Source organism: Labrys sp. E2SS-1L (assembly GCF_057073705.1).
Window position 1 is genome coordinate 38,970 of the sequence record NZ_CP172712.1, and the last position, 16,893, is coordinate 55,862.

Below are 16,893 nucleotides of genomic sequence, written 5' to 3' on the forward strand. Positions count from 1 at the left end.
CGCATGGGCAGCGTGTTCTGGCTCGCAACGCTGCGATGATTGACAGCGAAGGCCCCCTGCAGCACTCTTTCGGCGCTGCGTAGGGCGCACCGGCGGACCGCCGGAAGGGCAATGCCCGCCTACAATCGAAAACACGATTGCGCCCATGCCGAACCTCGAAAACCTCAGGAAGCAGGCCAAGCAATATCTGCGTTGGCATCGCGAGCACTATCACCCGGTCGCCGCCGAGATCAGGGCTGCCTTGCCGCGGTTCCACGGCCTCGACGATCATCAGATATTGGAGGCGAATTTCCAGCTTGCCGACGCTCTGGAGCTCGTCGCCCGCCAATCAGGCTTCATGGGATGGGAGGCGCTCAAGACGGGAGCTTCGACCATGACGGATATCTCCGCACCGACCCTGCCGGAACCCTTTTTGAGCTCGGCCGCGGCTCAGCTCTTCGTCACCGACATCAAGACCTCCTGCGACTTCTTCACCACCAGGCTCGGCTTCAGCATCGACTTCGTCTATGGCAATCCGCCCTTCTACGGGCAGGTCAGCCGCGACAGGGCCCTGCTGGCCCTCAGATTGGTGTGCGAGCCGGTCTATGTCGGCGATGTCAGGCAGCGCGAACATCTGCTCTCTGCCGCCATCACGGTCGACAGCGCCGCCGAGATCAAGCAGCTTTTCCTGAATTTCCAAGCAACAGACGTGGTCTTCCACCAGCCGCTCAGGAAAGAGCCCTGGGGCGCCAGGACCTTCATCGTCCTGGATCCCGACGGCAACCTGATCCTGTTCGCCGGCCCGGCTGGGTAAAACGCAGCGCTTGGCCGGAACTGCCCGGGGCGGCACGGTCGAGCATGGACACTCAATTGGCCGCGATCTCGCGCAGCAATTTTGACTTGATCGATCTCAGTACATTGGCCCTGTCGTCCACTTTCAGGAGAAAGGCCCCCGGGCCACCGATGACGTGATCGCGGTAATAGATATCCGCCGGCACCTCGCCGAGCCGGCGGGGGTCGACCCAGGTCGGCATAGGCAGGCCGTTGATGGTAATGCCCCGCAAAATTGCGAGGTCGCGAGCACGGTCAGGCGCCTCGCCCCTGTTGTTCTCGCCATTGCCCGAAATATCGATCACCCGACGCAGGGCAGCGAAATCATTCTCCTCGATCATCCTTGTCCCGAACCGGATCACGCCGGTGATATAGGTGGTGCCAGCCGAGCGCTTCACCGAGCCGGCCATGATGCGGGATGCAAAGCGCTCGGCATCCGCCCTGTTCCGGAGCAAGGTCCATGGCACCACGACGCGCTGCCCGTCCGACCATTCGACATAGCTGACTGCAATCTGGCCCAAGGGCCCGGTGGAGAGGGCCGCAACGACCTCGGGATCGCGAAAGGCCTGCGCATAGCCATCGGTCTGAACGGCCAGATTCTCGTCTGACATCGAAAAGGAAATGTCCGCAGCAAGAACCAGCTCGAGATCGACGGCGAGTTGTCCCGCAGACGAGGGCGGTGCCCACGGCATCGTCGCTGCGACCAGGAAAAGCAGCAAGTTCCGCATGAGGGCCCCTCTTTGGGGTCAGCCGCCACGTGAGACACCGCACTCAAGTCAAAAAGTTCGAGAAAGCGTCCTGACTATGCGTCTCTACCCCTTCGGTCACAAACCTCTTTTTTGGGCGAGGCCCTCGAGCCTTGATACAGCATGGCCTGCAACACTTCGGCCCCGCCCCCCCCCCGAGATAGGGCGAGCAGGCTGCCCGGGTACTGAGGCGCCGTTGAGAAACGACGCTCCGTCGTCCCCGGCAAGGCTGGAGAAGACGGAGCGCTCATTCTCGAACGATCCCCATGGCGTTTTACTTTAGACGGCGGCGATGGCCTTCCTCTCTCGCAGCCTGGCAACGATGCGCTCGCGCTCCTCGACATAGCTCGAGGCGGAAGCCCTCGCCACCTCGATCGCGCCGGCCGGTGCCGTTGCCGGAGACCCGGCATCGAAGGGCGGCGCCGGGGCATATTCAAGCTTGAGTTGCACGGCCTCGGCCTCCTCGCGGCCTCGCAACCGGGCGATGATATCGAGTGCGAAGTCGATACCCGCCGTGACGCCACCGCCGCTAACCAGCCGGCCATCAGCGACAATGCGCTCGGCCACCGGCACCGCGCCGAGCGGTTCGAGCAGATGATGCGAGCCCCAATGCGTCGTCGCCCGTTTTCCTTCCAAAAGCCCCGCTGCCCCCAGCACGAGCGAGCCCGTGCAAACGGAGGTGACAAAGCGGGCGCTCCAGGCCTGGCGGCGCAGGAAGTCGAGGACGACCTCGTCCTCCATCAGCGGATTGACGCCAGCCCCGCCCGGCACGCACAGCACATCGAGAACCGGGCAGTCCTGCAGTGTCGTCGTGGGCTGGACAGGCCAGCCCGAGGTCGCCATCACAGGATCGAGATCCTTCCAGATCAGGTGCTGCACGACGCCCGGCATGGCGGCAAAGGCATCGAAAGGCCCGGCCAGGTCGAGCAGTTGCACCTTGGGAAAAACCAGAAAGCCGATCTGCAGGATCATGTGGGTGCTCCGTTCCAAATCTTCAGGTTGACAGGGCCACTCTAGCGCGGCAGCTTCTGGCGCAAATGTCGTTTGACCCACACTTTACGCCAAACCCAATCGACGGGCGGTGGACCGGCAGGCCACCCCGCGCCGTCGACCTGCTGGCTTTCCCGGGCTTTCAACTCCTCGACATCGCCGGCCCCATGCAGGTGTTCGCCTCCGCCAATCGCCTCCTGGAGGATGACGGGCTGCCTCCGGCCTATCGCCTGCGCATCGTCGCCCGGCAGGCCCAGGTCGCGGCTTGGGCCGGACTGACCCTGCAAGCCGAGCCCCTGCCGGATGCGGGCGACACCTGTGATACGCTGGTTATCGCCGGCGGGCGTGCCGTGCATCAGGCCGCCGAGGATGCCGTGCTCGTTGCCTGGGTCGCGGCCAGGGCGACGACCGCGCGAAGGGTTGCGGCGGTCTGCACAGGTGCGTTCCTTGCCGGTGCCGCCGGCCTGCTCGACGGCAGGCGCGCCGTGACCCATTGGGATTCCTGCGCCCTGCTGGCCGAGCGCTTCCCGGCAGCGCAGGTGGAAGCCGATCCGATCTTCATCGAGGACGGCAATCTATGGACCTCGGCCGGCGTGACCGCCGGCATCGACCTCACTCTCGCTTTGGTCGAACACGACCTTGGCCGCGCCATGGCGCTGGCGGTGGCGCGCGAGCTGGTGGTCTTCCTCAAGCGTCCGGGCGGACAGTCGCAATACAGCGCTGCCCTGGCGCTCCAGCATGGCGCCTCCCGCTTCGAAACCCTGCATGGCTGGATGCGGGAAAACCTTGCAGCCGACCTGTCGGTCCCTGCCCTTGCTGCGCGGGCCGGCATGAGCGAACGCAGCTTTCAGCGCCGCTACCGGGAGGCGACCGGCATGCCGCCGGCCCGCGCCGTCGAAAGGCTGCGTGTCGAACAGGCGCGTACGCTGCTCGCCGACACCGTCCAACCCCTCAAGCAGATCGCCGCTCGCTGCGGCTTCGGCTGCGAGGAGACCATGCGGCGTGGCTTCGCCCGGCATCTGGCGACAACTCCGCAATCCTATCGCGAACGATTTTCTGGCAGGCGATGATATTGGCGGAGCGTTTCATGCTGCCCCGATCTGGAAAGCGTGATTGACAGAACCTGCCGTCCCGTTAATCTGACAATTGCGAGGTACGTAACTCATTCGCCCGGGCAGATGGCGAAGAGAACGTTGGCGGGAAACGGAAACCAGGAACCGGATTTGTCCGAAAGGGAAGCGAACGGGGCTGCCGCGCAGAACCAGACCGTGCCGGTGCTGGCCGCCAGTGGCCTGTCCAAGAGCTTCGGCACCATCGAGGTGCTGAGCAACATCGCGCTCGACCTCAAGCCAGGCGAAGTTCACGCCATCATCGGCGAAAACGGCGCCGGCAAGTCCACTTTGATGAAGATCCTGGCCGGCCATCTCCAGCCGAGCAAGGGCAGCCTGGCCATTGACGGCGAGCCGGTGCATTTTACCGGCCCCGTCGACGCCGAGCATCGCGGCATTGTGCTGGTCCATCAGGAGATCCTGCTCGCCCCCCATCTCACCGTGGCACAGAACATCTTCCTCGGCCGCGAAATCCGCCGTGGTCCCATGGTCGACGACCGGGCCATGAACCGGGAGGCCGCTCGGGCAGTCCGCGAACTCGGGGCAGAGATTGCGCCGACCCGGGTGGTCGAGCGCCTCTCCATCGCCCAGCGCCAATTGGTCCAGATCGCACGCGCCCTGGCAGTGCCGCACCGCGTGGTGATCTTCGACGAACCCACGGCCTCCCTCACCCCGGTGGAGACGGACGCGCTCCTCAAGGTGATCGGCGCCATCCGCGCCAAGGGCACGGCGGTGCTCTACATCTCGCATCGCCTCAACGAGGTGAAGGCCATCGCCGACCGCGTCACCGTGCTGCGCGACGGCAAATGGATCGCCACCAGGCCCGCCGCCGAACTCCAGCCCATCGACATGGCGCAGCTGATGGTGGGGCGCGACATGGCCAATCTCTACCCGGCCAAGGCTTCGGCGGAGGCGAACGCAGCAGCAGCCGAAGAGCCGCTGCTCGCCGTCGAGCATTTCAACGTGCCCGGCTTTGCCACCGATGTCAGTTTCGGCCTCGAGGCCGGCGAGATCCTCGGCTTTGCCGGCCTGGTCGGGGCAGGACGAACCGAATTGTTCGAGGGCCTGCTGGGCCTGCGCTCCGGCAGCGGCAGCCTCAGGCTCGACGGCCGGCCGGTGCATTTTCGCGAACCCCGCCAGGCCATGGAAGCCGGCATCGTCTATCTTTCGGAGGATCGCAAGGGCAAGGGCTTGTTGCTGGCGCAGGATCTGCGCACCAATCTCACCTTGGCCGCGCTGGATCACTTCACCTCGGGGCCCTTCATCGACAAGGCGCGCGAATGGAGCGCCCTCAACCAGGCCTTCCAGGATTTCGACATCAGGGCCCGTTCCAAGACCCTGCTCGCCGGCCAGCTTTCCGGCGGCAACCAGCAGAAATTGCTGCTCGCCAAGATGATGCTGCTGGAGCCGAGGATCGTCATCATCGACGAACCCACCCGCGGCATCGACATCGGCACCAAGGAGCAGATCTACCGTTTCATTGCGGCGCTGGCCGCCCGGGGAAAAGGCGTGATCGTGATCTCCTCTGAAATGCAGGAGCTGATCGGCGTATGCCATCGCATCCTGGTGATGCGGGGTGGGCAGATCGCCGGAGAAGTCAGCGGCGAGGCGATGACGGAGGCCGAAATCGTGGTGCACGCCACCGGCGTTTCCAGGCAAGAAGCGAGAGCACAGGTATGAGCGAGCAACTCGCCCCGACCAAGACCACAAGCCGGTTCCAGGATTTCGACCTGCGCGCTGTCGCGCCCTTCGCGGCGCTCGCCGTGCTGATGGTCCTGGGCTACTTCGTCAACGCCCGCTTCATCGACCTCGACAATATCACCAACGTCCTGGCCCGCAGCGCCTTCATCGCCACCATCGCCGTCGGTGCCACTTTCGTGATCACCGCCGGCGGCCTCGACCTCTCGGTCGGCTCGATGGCGGCGCTGGTCTCGGGCGTGATGATCCTCTTCCTCAACAAGGCCATGATCGGCGATGGCTATATGCTGCTCGCCATTGGCATGGTCCTGGCCCTGCTGCTCGGCGCCCTGTGCGGCGCCGCCAACGGCCTGGGCGTCACCGCGGGGCGGCTCGAACCCTTCATCGTCACACTCGGCACCATGGCGATCTTCCGCTCGCTCCTGATCTGGCTGGCCGATGGCGGCTCGATCGCCATGAAGTCGATGGAGCTCAGGGCCGACTATCGCCCGGTCTATTTCGGCACCATTCTCGGCCTGCCCTTCCCGGTGTGGGTGATCATCGCAGTGGCCGTCATCGGTGCCTTCCTGCTCTACCGCACCACGTTCGGACGGCATGTCATGGCCGTCGGTTCCAACGAGGATGTCGCGCGCTATTCCGGCATCTCGGTCGGGCGCGTGCGCATGCTCACCTACATCATCCAGGGCCTGTGCGTCGCAATCGCCGTGCTGGTCTATGTGCCCAGGCTCGGCTCCACCACCTCCACCACCGGCCTTGGCTGGGAATTGCAGGCGATCACCGCGGTGGTGGTCGGCGGCACGGCACTGCGCGGCGGCGTCGGGCGCATCTGGGGCACCATCTGCGGCGCGCTGATCCTGGAAGTGATCTCCAACATCATGGTGCTGTCGAACTTCGTCTCCGAATATCTGGTCGGTGCCGTGCAGGGCGCCATCATCATCATCGCCATGCTGGTGCAGCGCTCGCTCGCCCGGAGGAGCTGAGCCCGCCGGTCCATATGCAGCGGGCGGGACGAACCCGCCCCCGACAGAATGAAAAGCGCTAGGGAGGATATCATGCGCAAAATGCTGACCGGCCTGATGGCGGCCGGTCTCTTCGCACTCGCCGGGGCAGCGGCACACGCTGCCGACAGCAAGACCATCGCCGTCTCGATCCCGGCCGCCGACCATGGCTGGACGGGCGGCGTGGTCTATCACGCCCAGCAGGAGGCCAAGGCGCTCGAAGCGCGCTATCCCGGCCTCAAGGTCATCGTGAAGACCTCGCCGGATGGCGCCGCGCAGGCCAACGCCCTGGAGGACCTGACCACGCAGGGCATCAACGCCCTCGTGGTGCTGCCGCATAATTCCGACGAGCTGACCGACCCGATCCGCCAGGTCAAAGGCAAGAACGTCTTCATCACCGTGGTCGACCGCGCTTTGCGCGATCCGATCCAGGATCTCTACGTCGCCGGCAACAATCCGGGTCTGGGCACCGTCTCGGCCGCCTATGTCAAGGAAAAGCTCGGCGGCAAGGGCGACGTCGTGGTGATCCGCGGCCTGCCCATCGTCATCGACGAGCAGCGCGTCAATGCCTTCAACGAGGGCCTCAAGGGCTCCGAGGTCAAGGTGATCGACAGCCAGTTCGGCAATTGGAGCCGCGACGACGCCTTCAAGGTGATGCAGGACTTCCTGACCAAGCACCCCAAGATCGACGCGGTCTGGTGCCAGGATGACGACATGGCAGTGGGCGTGCTGGAGGCGATCAAGCAGGCCGGCCGCAGCGACATCAAATTCGTGCTCGGCGGCGCCGGCATGAAGGACATGGTCAAGAAGGTCATGGACGGCGACGCCACCATTCCGGCCGACGTGCTCTATCCGCCGGCCATGGTGGCCGTGGCGATGGATCTCACCGCCGCCGGCCTCTACGACAAGCTGCCCGTGCGCGGTTCCTATATTCTCGATGCCACGTTGGTGACCAAGGACAACGCCAAGGATTTCTATTACCCCGACTCGCCATTCTGAGCGGAAGCGACGAGGCGAAAGCCGCCCTTCACGATGAAGGGCGGCTTTTTTACCTCAGATATTAGGTATTATAATACCAAATAAAGCAATACCTATTTGGAGCTACAGTCATACCTCTCCGACACGATCTAATACTTCAGTATCATCATGGCGGCGGCAGCCTGCTACCCAATTTCGCCCCACAAGCGTCACATTCCAGACGCAATTCATCTATGACAAAATCCACCTGCATCCCACAGGAACAGCAGAAAACGAAAGCATAAATAGGCCTAAGCTGCCTTAAGTGAGTTCGTAATGCACCAAATTATGTAAGTATATTTTAAATTACTGATTGTACAAAATATAATACAACCCAAGTAGTTTAAATAAATCGATTTATCTTTAATAATTCAACATTGCGATTTACTGTATTTTGGCATATTTTTCTATCGACATTCAGCTTCCGGTCGATCGAGAAAGCACCCAAGGCTCCCTTCCCCGGAGTTCCGGCCGAATGTTCGAGTTTTCCAGGTGGAGGTCGACATGTCTGAGCACTATCGGAAGGACTGGCGCAAGGTTGCAATGTTCGCTGGACTGGCGACTACTTTGCTTCTTGTCGCTCCGCAGGCCGCTCTGAGCGGTAGCGTAGGCAATGCTGTTGGTGGCGTCGGCAACGCCGTAGGCGGTGCCGTGGGCGCGGTCGGTGGTGCCGTTGGCGGTGCGAATGTCGGCGTCAGCGCCAAAGTGGGCCCGGTCAGCGCCAACAGCAACACCAGCCTCAACAGCGGCGGATTGAACTCCAACACGACGGCCTCGGTCGGCAACGCCGCCACGGCCAATGTCAGTGCATCGGCGACACCCAGCACCGGCGTCAAGGCCAATGTCGGCGTCAACTCCTCGCTCGCCGATGCGGATGTGAGCGCCTCGCTCAACAACAACACAGGCGTGAACGTCGGCGTGGGCGTCAATGTCCCCGGTTCCGACACCGGAACGCCCGGCACACCCGGCAGTCCAGGAACTCCTGGTACCCCGGGCGTTCCCGGCACGGGCGTGAATATAGGCAATGTCTCCAGCCAGCTCGCTTCGATGAGCAGCGCCCAGCGCATTGCCCTCAAGAAACGCTGCAAGTTGATCCTCGGGGCCAGCGACGACTATGACGCGCAGCTCATCAAGCTGTGCCAGATCCTGGCCAAGCTCTGAATCCGTTCCACGAAGGGAACCGGACTGCGCAGAACGACAAGGGGCTGGCCTTCAAGGCCAGCCCCTTTTCCTTGGAGGAGGCGGGGAGCGCCGGAGAAACCGGCGTTTCAGTCCGATCGCCCCGCAATTGCAACAAGCCCCTCAGAACGATCCGGCAAAGTTGCCGCCATCCATCAGGATGTTCTGGCGGGTGATGTAGCCGGCCTGCGCACCGGCGAGAAAGGCACAGACCAAACCGAGTTCGTCCGGATCGCCGAAACGTCCGGAAGCCTCGCCGTCCTGCCATTCCGCCAGGACGGCTTCGGGCGATTGCCCCGGCTTGGCCGAGGCAGCCGCATTGTCCCGCAGCCTATCGGTGCCGAAGGAACCCGGCAGGATATTGTTGATCGTCACATTATGGCGGGCAATGTCGCGGGCGAGGCCGGCGACGAAGCCGGTCAAGCCGGTACGGGCACCATTCGACAGGCCGAGATAGGAGATCGGCGCCTTCACCGTCACGGAGGTGATGTTGATGATGCGCCCGAAGCGGCGAGCGATCATGCCGTCGAGCGTCGCCTTGATCAGTTCGATCGGCGCCAGCATGTTGGCATCGAGCGCGGCCAGCCATTGCTCGCGGCCGAACTGGCGGAAATCCCCCGGTGGCGGGCCGCCGGCATTGTTGACCAGGATGTCGGGCTGCGGGCAGGCTTCCAGTAGCTTGCGCCGTCCCTCCTCGCTGGCGACGTCCGCTACCACCGGCGTGACCGTTGCCCTCGTCGTGGCGCGGATCTCGGCCGCAGTGCGTTCCAGCGTGGCGGGCGTGACACCGTTGATCACCACATTCACGCCTTCACGCGCCAGAGCCAGCGCGCAAGCCCTGCCGAGCCCTCGGCTGGAGGCACAGACGATGGCGGATTTTCCTTCGATACCGAGCTTCATGGTCCTGGGCCTCTTCATGCGGGTCGAGAGCAGGCTTTTCGCAGGGCTGCAGACCGCCGGCAAGCCCGTGTGATGCGGCAGACGCGCGAGGTCGCAATTACCGCCCCGCGGGATTGGCATGGCACCGTGGCAGCGCCTATAGCTGAGCCTTCAACCCGCAGGCAGTTCCGGAGAAACAGACAATGGCCTCGGATCCGGCCGAAAGTGACAATCTGCCCCGTCCGGTCGCCGCCGTGCTCGCCGTGGTGCTGCGCGGCGAGGAATTCCTGCTGGTTCGCCGAGCCAATCCCCCCGACCAGGGCCTGTGGGGCTTTCCGGGCGGCAAGATCGAGCCCGGCGAAGGCGTTCTGCAGGCGGCCCTGCGCGAGCTCCAGGAGGAAACCGGCGTCACGGCCCACGCCGTGAAGGCCTTCGCGGCCCTCGATTCCATCGATGCCCGTCCAATCGATGAAGGCGGTCACCATTATGTGCTGGTCGGCGTGCTCTGCCGCTGGCAATCCGGCGAGGCCGTCGCCGCCGACGATGCCCTGGAAGCAGCCTGGTTCGATCTGCCCACCCTTCTGGTGAATCGGGCCCGTGCCAGCATCGACGTCGATACGCTCGCCCGGGAGGCCCTGGCCTTGGCGCGCACCTTGCCATGACAGCCTCCAGGCGCGGGCGTCGCGATCGCATCGTGGCCCGCCTATCGCCGGCCTTGCCGACCGGGAGAACCCGTCTATCCTTGGCGGCGGTCCGACCGCCGGCCATGATCGGCATGGATAGAGGCCTCGCCTATCGGTAAGATCATGAGCATGCCGCGCCTCTCTCTCAGGTCCCAAGCCGATTCGAAGCGGCCGTCACGAGCTTTGCGCGATGAGCCGGGACCGTGGGTTGCGGCGGCCCTGTCCATATTTGCCGAGGAAACATCATCATGAAGATTGCGGTGATGGGTGCCGGCGCCGTCGGCTGCTTCTTCGGCGCCCTGCTCGCCCAGGCCGGCCATGACGTCACCCTGATCGGGCGCCCGGCCTTGGTCGAGGCCGTCAGGGATGGAGGATTGCTGCTCGAGCACAATGGCGAACGCTGGCACGTCGCCGTTTTCGCCGATACCAGACCAGAGGCCGTCGCCGGGGCCGAACTGGTGCTGTTCTGCGTGAAATCCTTCGACACCGAGGCGGCAGCCGCCGCCATCGCTCCCCATATTGGCGCCGATTGCTCGGTCTGGAGCCTGCAGAACGGCATCGACAATGCCGACAGGCTCGCCCATATCCTCGACAGGCCGGCCGTGCCCGTCGCCGTCTATGCCGCGCTCGAAGCGCCCGCCGCCGGCTATGTCCGCCACAAGGGCGGCGGCAAGATGGTAATCGGCCTCTCGCCCCGAAGCGAGGAATTCGCGGGCCTGTTCGCGGCCGCCGGCATTGCGGCTCGTGTCACGCCGGATGTCGTCGGCACGCTGTGGACCAAGCTGGCGGTCAATTGCGCGCTCAATGCCCTCTCGGCGCTCGCCGCCCTGCCCTATGGCCGGCTGGTCGGCCGCGAGGGCGTGGATGTGCTGTTGAAGGGGATCCTGGCCGAGTGCCGTGTCGTAGCCGAGGCCTACGGCGTCACCTTGCCTCCGACGCTGGAGGACACCGTGTTTGGGCTCGGCACCAGCATGGCGGAGCAATATTCCTCCACCGCCCAGGACCTCGCCAGGGGCCGGCGCACGGAAATCGACGATCTGAACGGCGCCATCCTGCGCCGGGCCACCGCACGTGGCCTCGAGGCGCCGCTGAACCAGGCGCTGTGGACACTGGTCAAGCTGCGCGAAGCCGGTCCGCCGTCATCCTCGACCTGAGTGCCCGGCCCTATTCGACCGGCGGCGCATATTGGACGCCGCCCAGGCTCCACAGCTGGTTGAGGCCACGCGGTATGCCGAGCTTGGTGGCGTCACCAAGATTGCGTTCGAACACCTCGCCGTAATTGCCGACCTGTCCTACCACATTGGCCGCCCAATCATTGGCCAGCCCGAGCCCGGAGCCCAGCTTGCCCTCCGTGCCGAGCAGGCGCCTGATCGCCGGCCGCGTCGAGTCCTTGGCCTGATCGAGCGTCGCCTTGGAGACACCCAGCTCCTCGGCGTCGACCATGGCGAAATGCACCCATTGCACCAGATTGCGCCATTTCGGATCGTCCAGGCGCACGGCCGGGCCGAGCGGCTCCTTGGAGATGACATCGGGCAGGATCAGGTGCTCGCCGGCATCGGCGAGGTCCAGGCGTTGGGCATAGAGCTGGGAGACGTCGGAGGTGAGAACCAGGCAATCCTTTTTCTTGTAGCGCTCCAGCGCCTCGGCCGCCGATCCGACCAGCACCGCTTCGAACTTCATGGAATTGGCCTCGAAATAATCGGCCAAATTGTGCTGGGTGGTGGTGTCCTTGAGCACGCAGACCTTGCTGCCGCCAAGTTCCAGGGCCGAATTCACCTTGGCGCTGCGCGGCACCATGAAACCCTGGCCATCGAAATAGGTGATGGCGGCAAAGCTCAGCCCATAGTCGAGCTCGCGCGACAAGGTCCAGGTCGAGTTGCGCGAGAGGATGTCGATCTTGCCCGAGCGCAGGGCTTCGAAACGGCCGCTCGCCGACAGCGGCACGAACGCCACCTTGGCGGCATCCCCGAGGACGGCGGCCGAGACGGCGCGGCAGAAATCGACGTCGAAGCCCGCCCATTCGCCGGAGGCCGATCTGCTGGCAAAGCCCACCAGCCCCTCATTGACCCCGCACAGGAGCTGGCCGCGCGCCTTGACAGCCTCCAAGGTCTGCGCCTGCGGGCCGCTCGCCAACCCGAGTTGCAGCGGCAGGACCGCCACGATCCCCACAATGATCCGATGCATGGCTATCCCCCCGTGCCTTGCTCGATGATGGACAAACGAAAGCGCCTCGCCGAAAGGGCGAGGCGGGCTGATCTCGACTAGAGCTTGGGTGCCTGGCGCACCACCACGCGGGTGCCGACGGGAACGCGGTCATAGAGATTGATCACGTCCGGATTGACCAGGCGGATACAGCCCGAGGACACGGCATAGCCGATGGTCTCGGGCTGGTTGGTGCCGTGGATGCGGTAGCTGGTGCTGCCGAGATAGAGGGCGCGGGCCCCCATCGGATTGCCGGGGCCGCCCGCCATGAAGCGTGGCAGATAGGGCTGGCGCTTGATCATCTCCGGCGGCGGCCGCCAATCGGGCCATTCCTGCTTGCGCGAGATCTTCAACAGGCCAGACCATTGGAAACCCTCGCGCCCGACACCGATGCCGTAGCGCATGGCGGTCTTGTTGTCCTGGATGAGATAGAGGAAGCGTTCCTCGGTCTGGATCACGATGGTGCCGGGCGGCTCGTTGGAGCGATAATAGACCGGCTGCGGCCGGTATTCGGGCAGGAGCTGCTCCTCGGCGGCATCCGGCACGAAGCCGGGCTTTTCCAGATCCTTGCTGGGATCGAGAGGGCGCGGCTGGGCCAAAGCCTGCGGCATCGAGCCTGCCAGTCCCAGGGCAAGTGCGATGCAGCCGACACCGAGCCGGGTGATCCAGGAGCGCCTCGTCATGGCAAGCTCTCCTCTCATGCCGTGGCGCAGCGCACGAACATCATCGTGCCGTAGCGCTTGGCAACGCCGGGATCCACCCAACGCGTCACCAGCACGCCCTTGTCATAGGACAGGATCTGGCGGTCCGCCCGCTCCCCGGGCTTGCCCTGCGGCCCGATATAGACCCCGCCATCGGAGGCGGTCTTGAGATAGACTTCCTGCGGCGTCGCCTGGTCGGCCAGATGCATGGTCACCCCGCCCTGGGCACCCTTGCCGATCACATAGGGATTGGAGCAGGCTGCCTTGGCGGCGACCTCGGTACGAACCTTGTCGGTTTCTTCGCGATAGGAGGCCAGGCCCCATTTGCCGACGAGTTCTTCGGAGGTCACCGCAACCGTCGGTGTCGCCACCACCGGCGTCGGTGCCGAGGAGGCGCCGCAGCCAGCCAGCAAGGCGGCGCAGCCGAGGAGAATGCTCGCCTGCACGAACCGTCCTTGTCGCGGCATCCCCGCGAGAGTCTTCTCAAACAGATCCGCGCCCATGTATCCCTCCCCATCGGAACACAAAACGACCCACCCCGGGACAGCGGCCAAGCAATAATGGACGCCACATCAGTAGGTGGTTCGGTTAAATCAGGGACAGCACCCGTCTTTGCCGGCTATGAACAGTCAGCTTACCAAAGACCGAGCATGAATGATCACGAGTGCCAAGCTGCAACATTGGCAATGGCGGGCGCAAGTGTTTTCTGGCCATAACCTGCACTCTGACCGCAAGGAAAACCCCGCCTCGTCGGCGGGGTTAGGTCGCTCGGGGATCTCTGGCGGCCGGTCTCTTCCGGAGTCGTGATCAGCCGCGGATGTAGAATTGGACACCTGGTGTGAATTCGCCGTGACGCGCTGCCCGACCTTTGCCAAGCCCTGCGCCTTCCGCGATCGAATGATCAGAACTTGTAGTTCGCGCCCAGACGAACGGTATGGAAAACCGTGCGCAGCCTGGTGTGGATGGTGTAATCCGTCGGCTCGCCACCATTGATTTCGGTCGCGCTGATTTTCGACCGGCCAAGATCGATATATTGATATTCGAGCTTGGCGGTCCAATGCTCGTTGAAAGCGTATTCCGCGCCGCCGCCAACCGCGAAACCGACTCTGGTCTCGCTGGTACGAGGGTGAGCGAGGAAATCGCCATTGGCATAGTTCTGGGTGTATTTGACCCCGCCGACAGCCAGACCGCCGGTCGCATAAATCAGGATGTTGTCAAAGGCGTAGCCGATTCGCGGACGAACCGTGCCGAACCAGTTGACCTGGCTCTTCGTGCTCAGGAAGTAACCCGTGGCGGTGCCGATGCGTCCGGCCTTGTCGCTGATGCCGCCGCCCTGGATATCGCCTTCCAGGCCGAGAACAAAATTGCCCGCCTGCCGATTATAGCCAGCCTGGACGCCGCCGAAGCCCCCCTTGGGTGAAAGGCTGCCATACCCGTCCACGAGGGGGCCAGTGGCCGGAAACAGCTCCGACATCGTTACGTCGTGGCTGGATCCGAAGGCATAGCCACCATTGATACCGGCGTAGAAGCCCGTCCAGTCATAAGCAGTTGCGGGAACGACAGGCTCGACTGCGGCAGGCGCCAGATCGGCAGCCGAAGCACCGGCCGTGGCAAGCAAGAACGCGGCTATCGAAATCCGTAACTTCATGTCCGCAAACCCAGATCTTGCCGAGTGACGAACTTTTCTACCACGCCATCCCTCGCGAGTATGTGCTTTTACAGCAACAGTTTTTACATATTCACTCGGCTAAACGTACGATTTTTACCGTGCTAAATTTGCAACGCAATTCGATTTATTCAAATATGATTTGAAGCAAATCTTCCAATCTCTTCAGTCGCGCGCGCCAGACCGTTCAAATCACCATGTTTCCGTCGCTGGCGAGCATCGGATCCTTGACCTTGTGCGAGCCCCGCCTTTGGAAACCTCAAGCCGCCCGAATGCCCGTCCGAGAGCACCGCATATGCTCGGGGCTTGAAGGGCGTTTCGTCAATGTGGCCGGCAGATCCTGTGTGATGCGCCAGAAGCGGCAGAACACCAAGCCAGCGAGGGCTGCGGAAACGCAAAAGGCACCGCGCTTGCGATGCCCTGGGTCTTTTCGTCGTTCGAAGAAGCGATGGTGGGCGCGACAGGGATTGAACCTGTGACCCCTACGATGTCAACGTAGTGCTCTCCCGCTGAGCTACGCGCCCATCGCTTGCGGAGGCCGGCCTGATAGCAGGTTGAATCAGGCCACGCAAGCCATTCTCCCGCTATTTTTGAGGAAAGTTCAGGCGGCCTTCAAAAGCTTGTCGACTTCGTTGACCAGATCCTTGAGATGGAAGGGCTTGGACAGCACCTTGGCGTCGCGCGGCGCCTGCGAATCCGGATTGAGCGCCACGGCCGCAAAACCGGTGATGAACATCACCTTGATGTCGGGATCGAGCTCGGTGGCCCGGCGGGCCAGCTCGATGCCGTCCATTTCCGGCATGACGATATCGGTGAGCAGCAATTCGAACGGCTCTTCCCGCAGCCGGTGATAGGCCGATAGGCCGTTGTCATAGGACATCACCTCATGTCCGGCATTCTGCAGGGCGCGCACCAGAAAGCGGCGCATATCATTGTCGTCTTCGGCAAGGAGAATCTTGTTCATGATGGCGTCCCGAATCCCCGGCAGGGCCGGAGCTTGTTCGAACTCTATAAACCGTCGTCAGGGTAAACGCCCCGTTTACATCGCAATAGAGTTAATCCCGAATTCGTGATGCTGCTAGAGCCTGTCATCAGGTATGGTTCGACTTCACCGCCCCCGGCCGCACCCGTCAAATCGCCTCCCTAACTGATGACAGACCCTGGGGTTGCTTCTGTTCGCGATGGAGAAAATCATGCGGTGGGACTTGTGATGCTTGCCTGCGCATGATTTTGTCGAGATATGTCGGTATCGCCTGGCTTGCCCGCGTCCCCTCGGGGACGTGTCGCGAAGGTGAAAGCAACCGCCGCTGGAGTCCGTGGACGGCATGGAAATCGAGCTCAGCCCTCCCTTCGACGTGGTCGAGCCGGCTGCCTATTCGGCGCCCCTTCTGTTCAACTCGCCTCATTCCGGCCGGGTCTATCCGCGCTCCTTCCTGGAGGCTTCCCGCCTCGATCCGCTTTCGCTGCGCCGTTCCGAGGATGCCTTCGTCGACCTCCTGCTCGCCGATGTCGCCGCCACCGGCTCGGCGGTGATGAGCGCGCGCTTTCCGCGCGCCTTTCTCGACGTCAACCGCGAGCCCTACGAGCTCGACCCCCGCATGTTCGACGGCCGGCTGCCGAACTATGCCAATACACGCTCCCTGCGGGTGGCCGGCGGCCTGGGCACGCTGGCGCGGGTGGTCAGCGAGAATCAGGAAATCTATGCCCACCGCCTGCCGGTTGATGAGGCGCTGCGCCGGATCGAGGAGCTCTACAAGCCCTATCATCGCACGCTGCGCCGTCTCCTCGGCCAGATCCACCGCGAATTCGGCGTGGCCCTGCTGGTCGACTGCCATTCCATGCCGTCCTGCGGCCTGGCACGCGAGGACAGGCCTCGGGCCGACATCGTGCTGGGCGACCGCTACGGCACGAGCTGCTCGCATCTGATCATGGATTGCGCCGATGAGGCGCTGCGCAATCTCGGCTATTCGGTCGCACGCAACAAACCCTATGCTGGCGGCTACATCACCGAGCACTATGGCAATCCCGGCGCTGGCTTCCATGTCATCCAGATCGAGATCAATCGCTCGATCTATATGAACGAGCAGACCTTCTCCCTGCTGCCGGCCTTCGATCGCCTGAAGCAGGACCTCACCGTGCTGCGCGACACGCTCGCTGGCCTGCCCTTCCACTATCTCGATGCATTCCATCTGGCCGCCGAGTGAACCAGCCCGTT

Annotated in this window: 17 protein-coding genes and 1 tRNA gene; 9 read left to right on the forward strand and 9 right to left on the reverse strand. The window is 63.5% G+C overall.

Annotated features, from left to right (window positions below; translation table 11 throughout):
* Positions 1-145 precede the first annotated feature (145 nt).
* Positions 146-793, forward strand: a complete 648-nt coding sequence (locus ACIGJE_RS00185; RefSeq protein ID WP_415085876.1) for a VOC family protein — start codon at positions 146-148, stop codon at positions 791-793.
* Positions 794-845: 52 nt separating this feature from the next.
* Here the strand turns inward: ACIGJE_RS00185 and ACIGJE_RS00190 are convergent, their stop codons facing one another.
* Both ACIGJE_RS00190 and ACIGJE_RS00195 read right to left on the reverse strand, forming a co-directional pair.
* On the reverse strand, positions 846-1,538 hold the full coding sequence (locus tag ACIGJE_RS00190; protein ID WP_415085874.1) for a DUF1194 domain-containing protein: 693 nt from the start codon (positions 1,536-1,538) through the stop codon (positions 846-848).
* Between the two features lie 297 nt (positions 1,539-1,835).
* Positions 1,836-2,528 carry a DJ-1/PfpI family protein gene (locus tag ACIGJE_RS00195; RefSeq protein WP_415085872.1) on the reverse strand — a complete coding sequence of 231 codons (693 nt, stop codon included), beginning with the start codon at positions 2,526-2,528 and terminating at the stop codon, positions 1,836-1,838.
* Positions 2,529-2,593: 65 nt separating this feature from the next.
* Between ACIGJE_RS00195 and ACIGJE_RS00200 the strand changes: the two genes are divergently transcribed.
* The 5 genes from ACIGJE_RS00200 (at position 2,594) to ACIGJE_RS00220 (ending at position 8,529) form a co-directional block, all read left to right on the forward strand.
* Positions 2,594-3,616, forward strand: coding sequence for a GlxA family transcriptional regulator (locus tag ACIGJE_RS00200; RefSeq protein ID WP_415085870.1), 1,023 nt, complete (start codon positions 2,594-2,596; stop codon positions 3,614-3,616).
* Positions 3,617-3,814: 198 nt separating this feature from the next.
* Positions 3,815-5,335, forward strand: a complete 1,521-nt coding sequence (locus ACIGJE_RS00205; RefSeq protein ID WP_367625986.1) for a sugar ABC transporter ATP-binding protein — start codon at positions 3,815-3,817, stop codon at positions 5,333-5,335.
* On the forward strand, positions 5,332-6,333 hold the full coding sequence (locus tag ACIGJE_RS00210; protein WP_311934339.1) for an ABC transporter permease: 1,002 nt from the start codon (positions 5,332-5,334) through the stop codon (positions 6,331-6,333). The genes ACIGJE_RS00205 and ACIGJE_RS00210 overlap by 4 nt, the downstream gene beginning before the upstream one ends.
* 72 nt (positions 6,334-6,405) lie before the next feature.
* Positions 6,406-7,350, forward strand: a complete 945-nt coding sequence (locus ACIGJE_RS00215) for an ABC transporter substrate-binding protein (RefSeq protein ID WP_311934340.1) — start codon at positions 6,406-6,408, stop codon at positions 7,348-7,350.
* A 522-nt stretch (positions 7,351-7,872) separates the two neighbouring features.
* The gene (locus ACIGJE_RS00220) at positions 7,873-8,529 is read left to right on the forward strand and encodes a hypothetical protein (RefSeq protein ID WP_311934342.1); all 657 of its coding nucleotides are present in this window, start codon (positions 7,873-7,875) and stop codon (positions 8,527-8,529) included.
* A gap of 141 nt (positions 8,530-8,670) precedes the next feature.
* Here the strand turns inward: ACIGJE_RS00220 and ACIGJE_RS00225 are convergent, their stop codons facing one another.
* A complete protein-coding gene (locus tag ACIGJE_RS00225) occupies positions 8,671-9,447 on the reverse strand; it encodes an SDR family oxidoreductase (protein ID WP_415085867.1) in 777 nt (258 codons plus the stop codon).
* Positions 9,448-9,629: 182 nt separating this feature from the next.
* Here ACIGJE_RS00225 and ACIGJE_RS00230 point away from each other — a divergent pair, with 182 nt between their 5' ends.
* The gene (locus ACIGJE_RS00230; protein WP_311934343.1) at positions 9,630-10,088 is read left to right on the forward strand and encodes an NUDIX hydrolase; all 459 of its coding nucleotides are present in this window, start codon (positions 9,630-9,632) and stop codon (positions 10,086-10,088) included.
* A 269-nt stretch (positions 10,089-10,357) separates the two neighbouring features.
* Entirely contained in the window at positions 10,358-11,263 is a 906-nt protein-coding gene (locus tag ACIGJE_RS00235) for a ketopantoate reductase family protein (RefSeq protein WP_415085864.1), read from the forward strand.
* A gap of 10 nt (positions 11,264-11,273) precedes the next feature.
* On the opposite strand, the gene ACIGJE_RS00240 is transcribed toward ACIGJE_RS00235, so the two are convergent.
* The 6 genes from ACIGJE_RS00240 to cpdR form a co-directional block, all read right to left on the reverse strand.
* Positions 11,274-12,293: an amino acid ABC transporter substrate-binding protein gene (locus ACIGJE_RS00240; RefSeq protein ID WP_415085862.1), complete on the reverse strand. Its 1,020-nt coding sequence runs from the start codon at positions 12,291-12,293 to the stop codon at positions 11,274-11,276.
* A 77-nt stretch (positions 12,294-12,370) separates the two neighbouring features.
* Positions 12,371-12,994, reverse strand: coding sequence for a L,D-transpeptidase (locus tag ACIGJE_RS00245; protein WP_376717638.1), 624 nt, complete (start codon positions 12,992-12,994; stop codon positions 12,371-12,373).
* A 14-nt stretch (positions 12,995-13,008) separates the two neighbouring features.
* Positions 13,009-13,515 carry a hypothetical protein gene (locus tag ACIGJE_RS00250; protein WP_415085859.1) on the reverse strand — a complete coding sequence of 169 codons (507 nt, stop codon included), beginning with the start codon at positions 13,513-13,515 and terminating at the stop codon, positions 13,009-13,011.
* A gap of 398 nt (positions 13,516-13,913) precedes the next feature.
* A complete protein-coding gene (locus tag ACIGJE_RS00255) occupies positions 13,914-14,630 on the reverse strand; it encodes an outer membrane protein (RefSeq protein ID WP_415085857.1) in 717 nt (238 codons plus the stop codon).
* A gap of 497 nt (positions 14,631-15,127) precedes the next feature.
* A tRNA-Val gene (locus ACIGJE_RS00260) sits at positions 15,128-15,202 on the reverse strand.
* Between the two features lie 77 nt (positions 15,203-15,279).
* Positions 15,280-15,645 carry a cell cycle two-component system response regulator CpdR gene (gene cpdR / locus ACIGJE_RS00265; RefSeq protein ID WP_105864233.1) on the reverse strand — a complete coding sequence of 122 codons (366 nt, stop codon included), beginning with the start codon at positions 15,643-15,645 and terminating at the stop codon, positions 15,280-15,282.
* A 358-nt stretch (positions 15,646-16,003) separates the two neighbouring features.
* On the opposite strand from cpdR, the gene ACIGJE_RS00270 reads away from it, so the two are divergent.
* Positions 16,004-16,882 (forward strand): N-formylglutamate amidohydrolase, encoded by an 879-nt coding sequence (locus tag ACIGJE_RS00270; protein ID WP_311934349.1) that lies wholly within the window; start codon positions 16,004-16,006, stop codon positions 16,880-16,882.
* Positions 16,883-16,893 lie beyond the last annotated feature (11 nt).

Coding starts and splice junctions, on each gene's coding strand:
- ACIGJE_RS00185 (WP_415085876.1), top strand. CDS start 146: ATGCCGAACCTCGAAAACCTCAGGAAGCAGGCCAAGCAATATCTGCGT.
- ACIGJE_RS00190 (WP_415085874.1), bottom strand. CDS start 1,538: ATGCGGAACTTGCTGCTTTTCCTGGTCGCAGCGACGATGCCGTGGGCA.
- ACIGJE_RS00195 (WP_415085872.1), bottom strand. CDS start 2,528: ATGATCCTGCAGATCGGCTTTCTGGTTTTTCCCAAGGTGCAACTGCTC.
- ACIGJE_RS00200 (WP_415085870.1), top strand. CDS start 2,594: ATGTCGTTTGACCCACACTTTACGCCAAACCCAATCGACGGGCGGTGG.
- ACIGJE_RS00210 (WP_311934339.1), top strand. CDS start 5,332: ATGAGCGAGCAACTCGCCCCGACCAAGACCACAAGCCGGTTCCAGGAT.
- ACIGJE_RS00215 (WP_311934340.1), top strand. CDS start 6,406: ATGCGCAAAATGCTGACCGGCCTGATGGCGGCCGGTCTCTTCGCACTC.
- ACIGJE_RS00220 (WP_311934342.1), top strand. CDS start 7,873: ATGTCTGAGCACTATCGGAAGGACTGGCGCAAGGTTGCAATGTTCGCT.
- ACIGJE_RS00225 (WP_415085867.1), bottom strand. CDS start 9,447: ATGAAGCTCGGTATCGAAGGAAAATCCGCCATCGTCTGTGCCTCCAGC.
- ACIGJE_RS00230 (WP_311934343.1), top strand. CDS start 9,630: ATGGCCTCGGATCCGGCCGAAAGTGACAATCTGCCCCGTCCGGTCGCC.
- ACIGJE_RS00235 (WP_415085864.1), top strand. CDS start 10,358: ATGAAGATTGCGGTGATGGGTGCCGGCGCCGTCGGCTGCTTCTTCGGC.
- ACIGJE_RS00240 (WP_415085862.1), bottom strand. CDS start 12,293: ATGCATCGGATCATTGTGGGGATCGTGGCGGTCCTGCCGCTGCAACTC.
- ACIGJE_RS00245 (WP_376717638.1), bottom strand. CDS start 12,994: ATGACGAGGCGCTCCTGGATCACCCGGCTCGGTGTCGGCTGCATCGCA.
- ACIGJE_RS00250 (WP_415085859.1), bottom strand. CDS start 13,515: ATGGGCGCGGATCTGTTTGAGAAGACTCTCGCGGGGATGCCGCGACAA.
- ACIGJE_RS00270 (WP_311934349.1), top strand. CDS start 16,004: ATGGAAATCGAGCTCAGCCCTCCCTTCGACGTGGTCGAGCCGGCTGCC.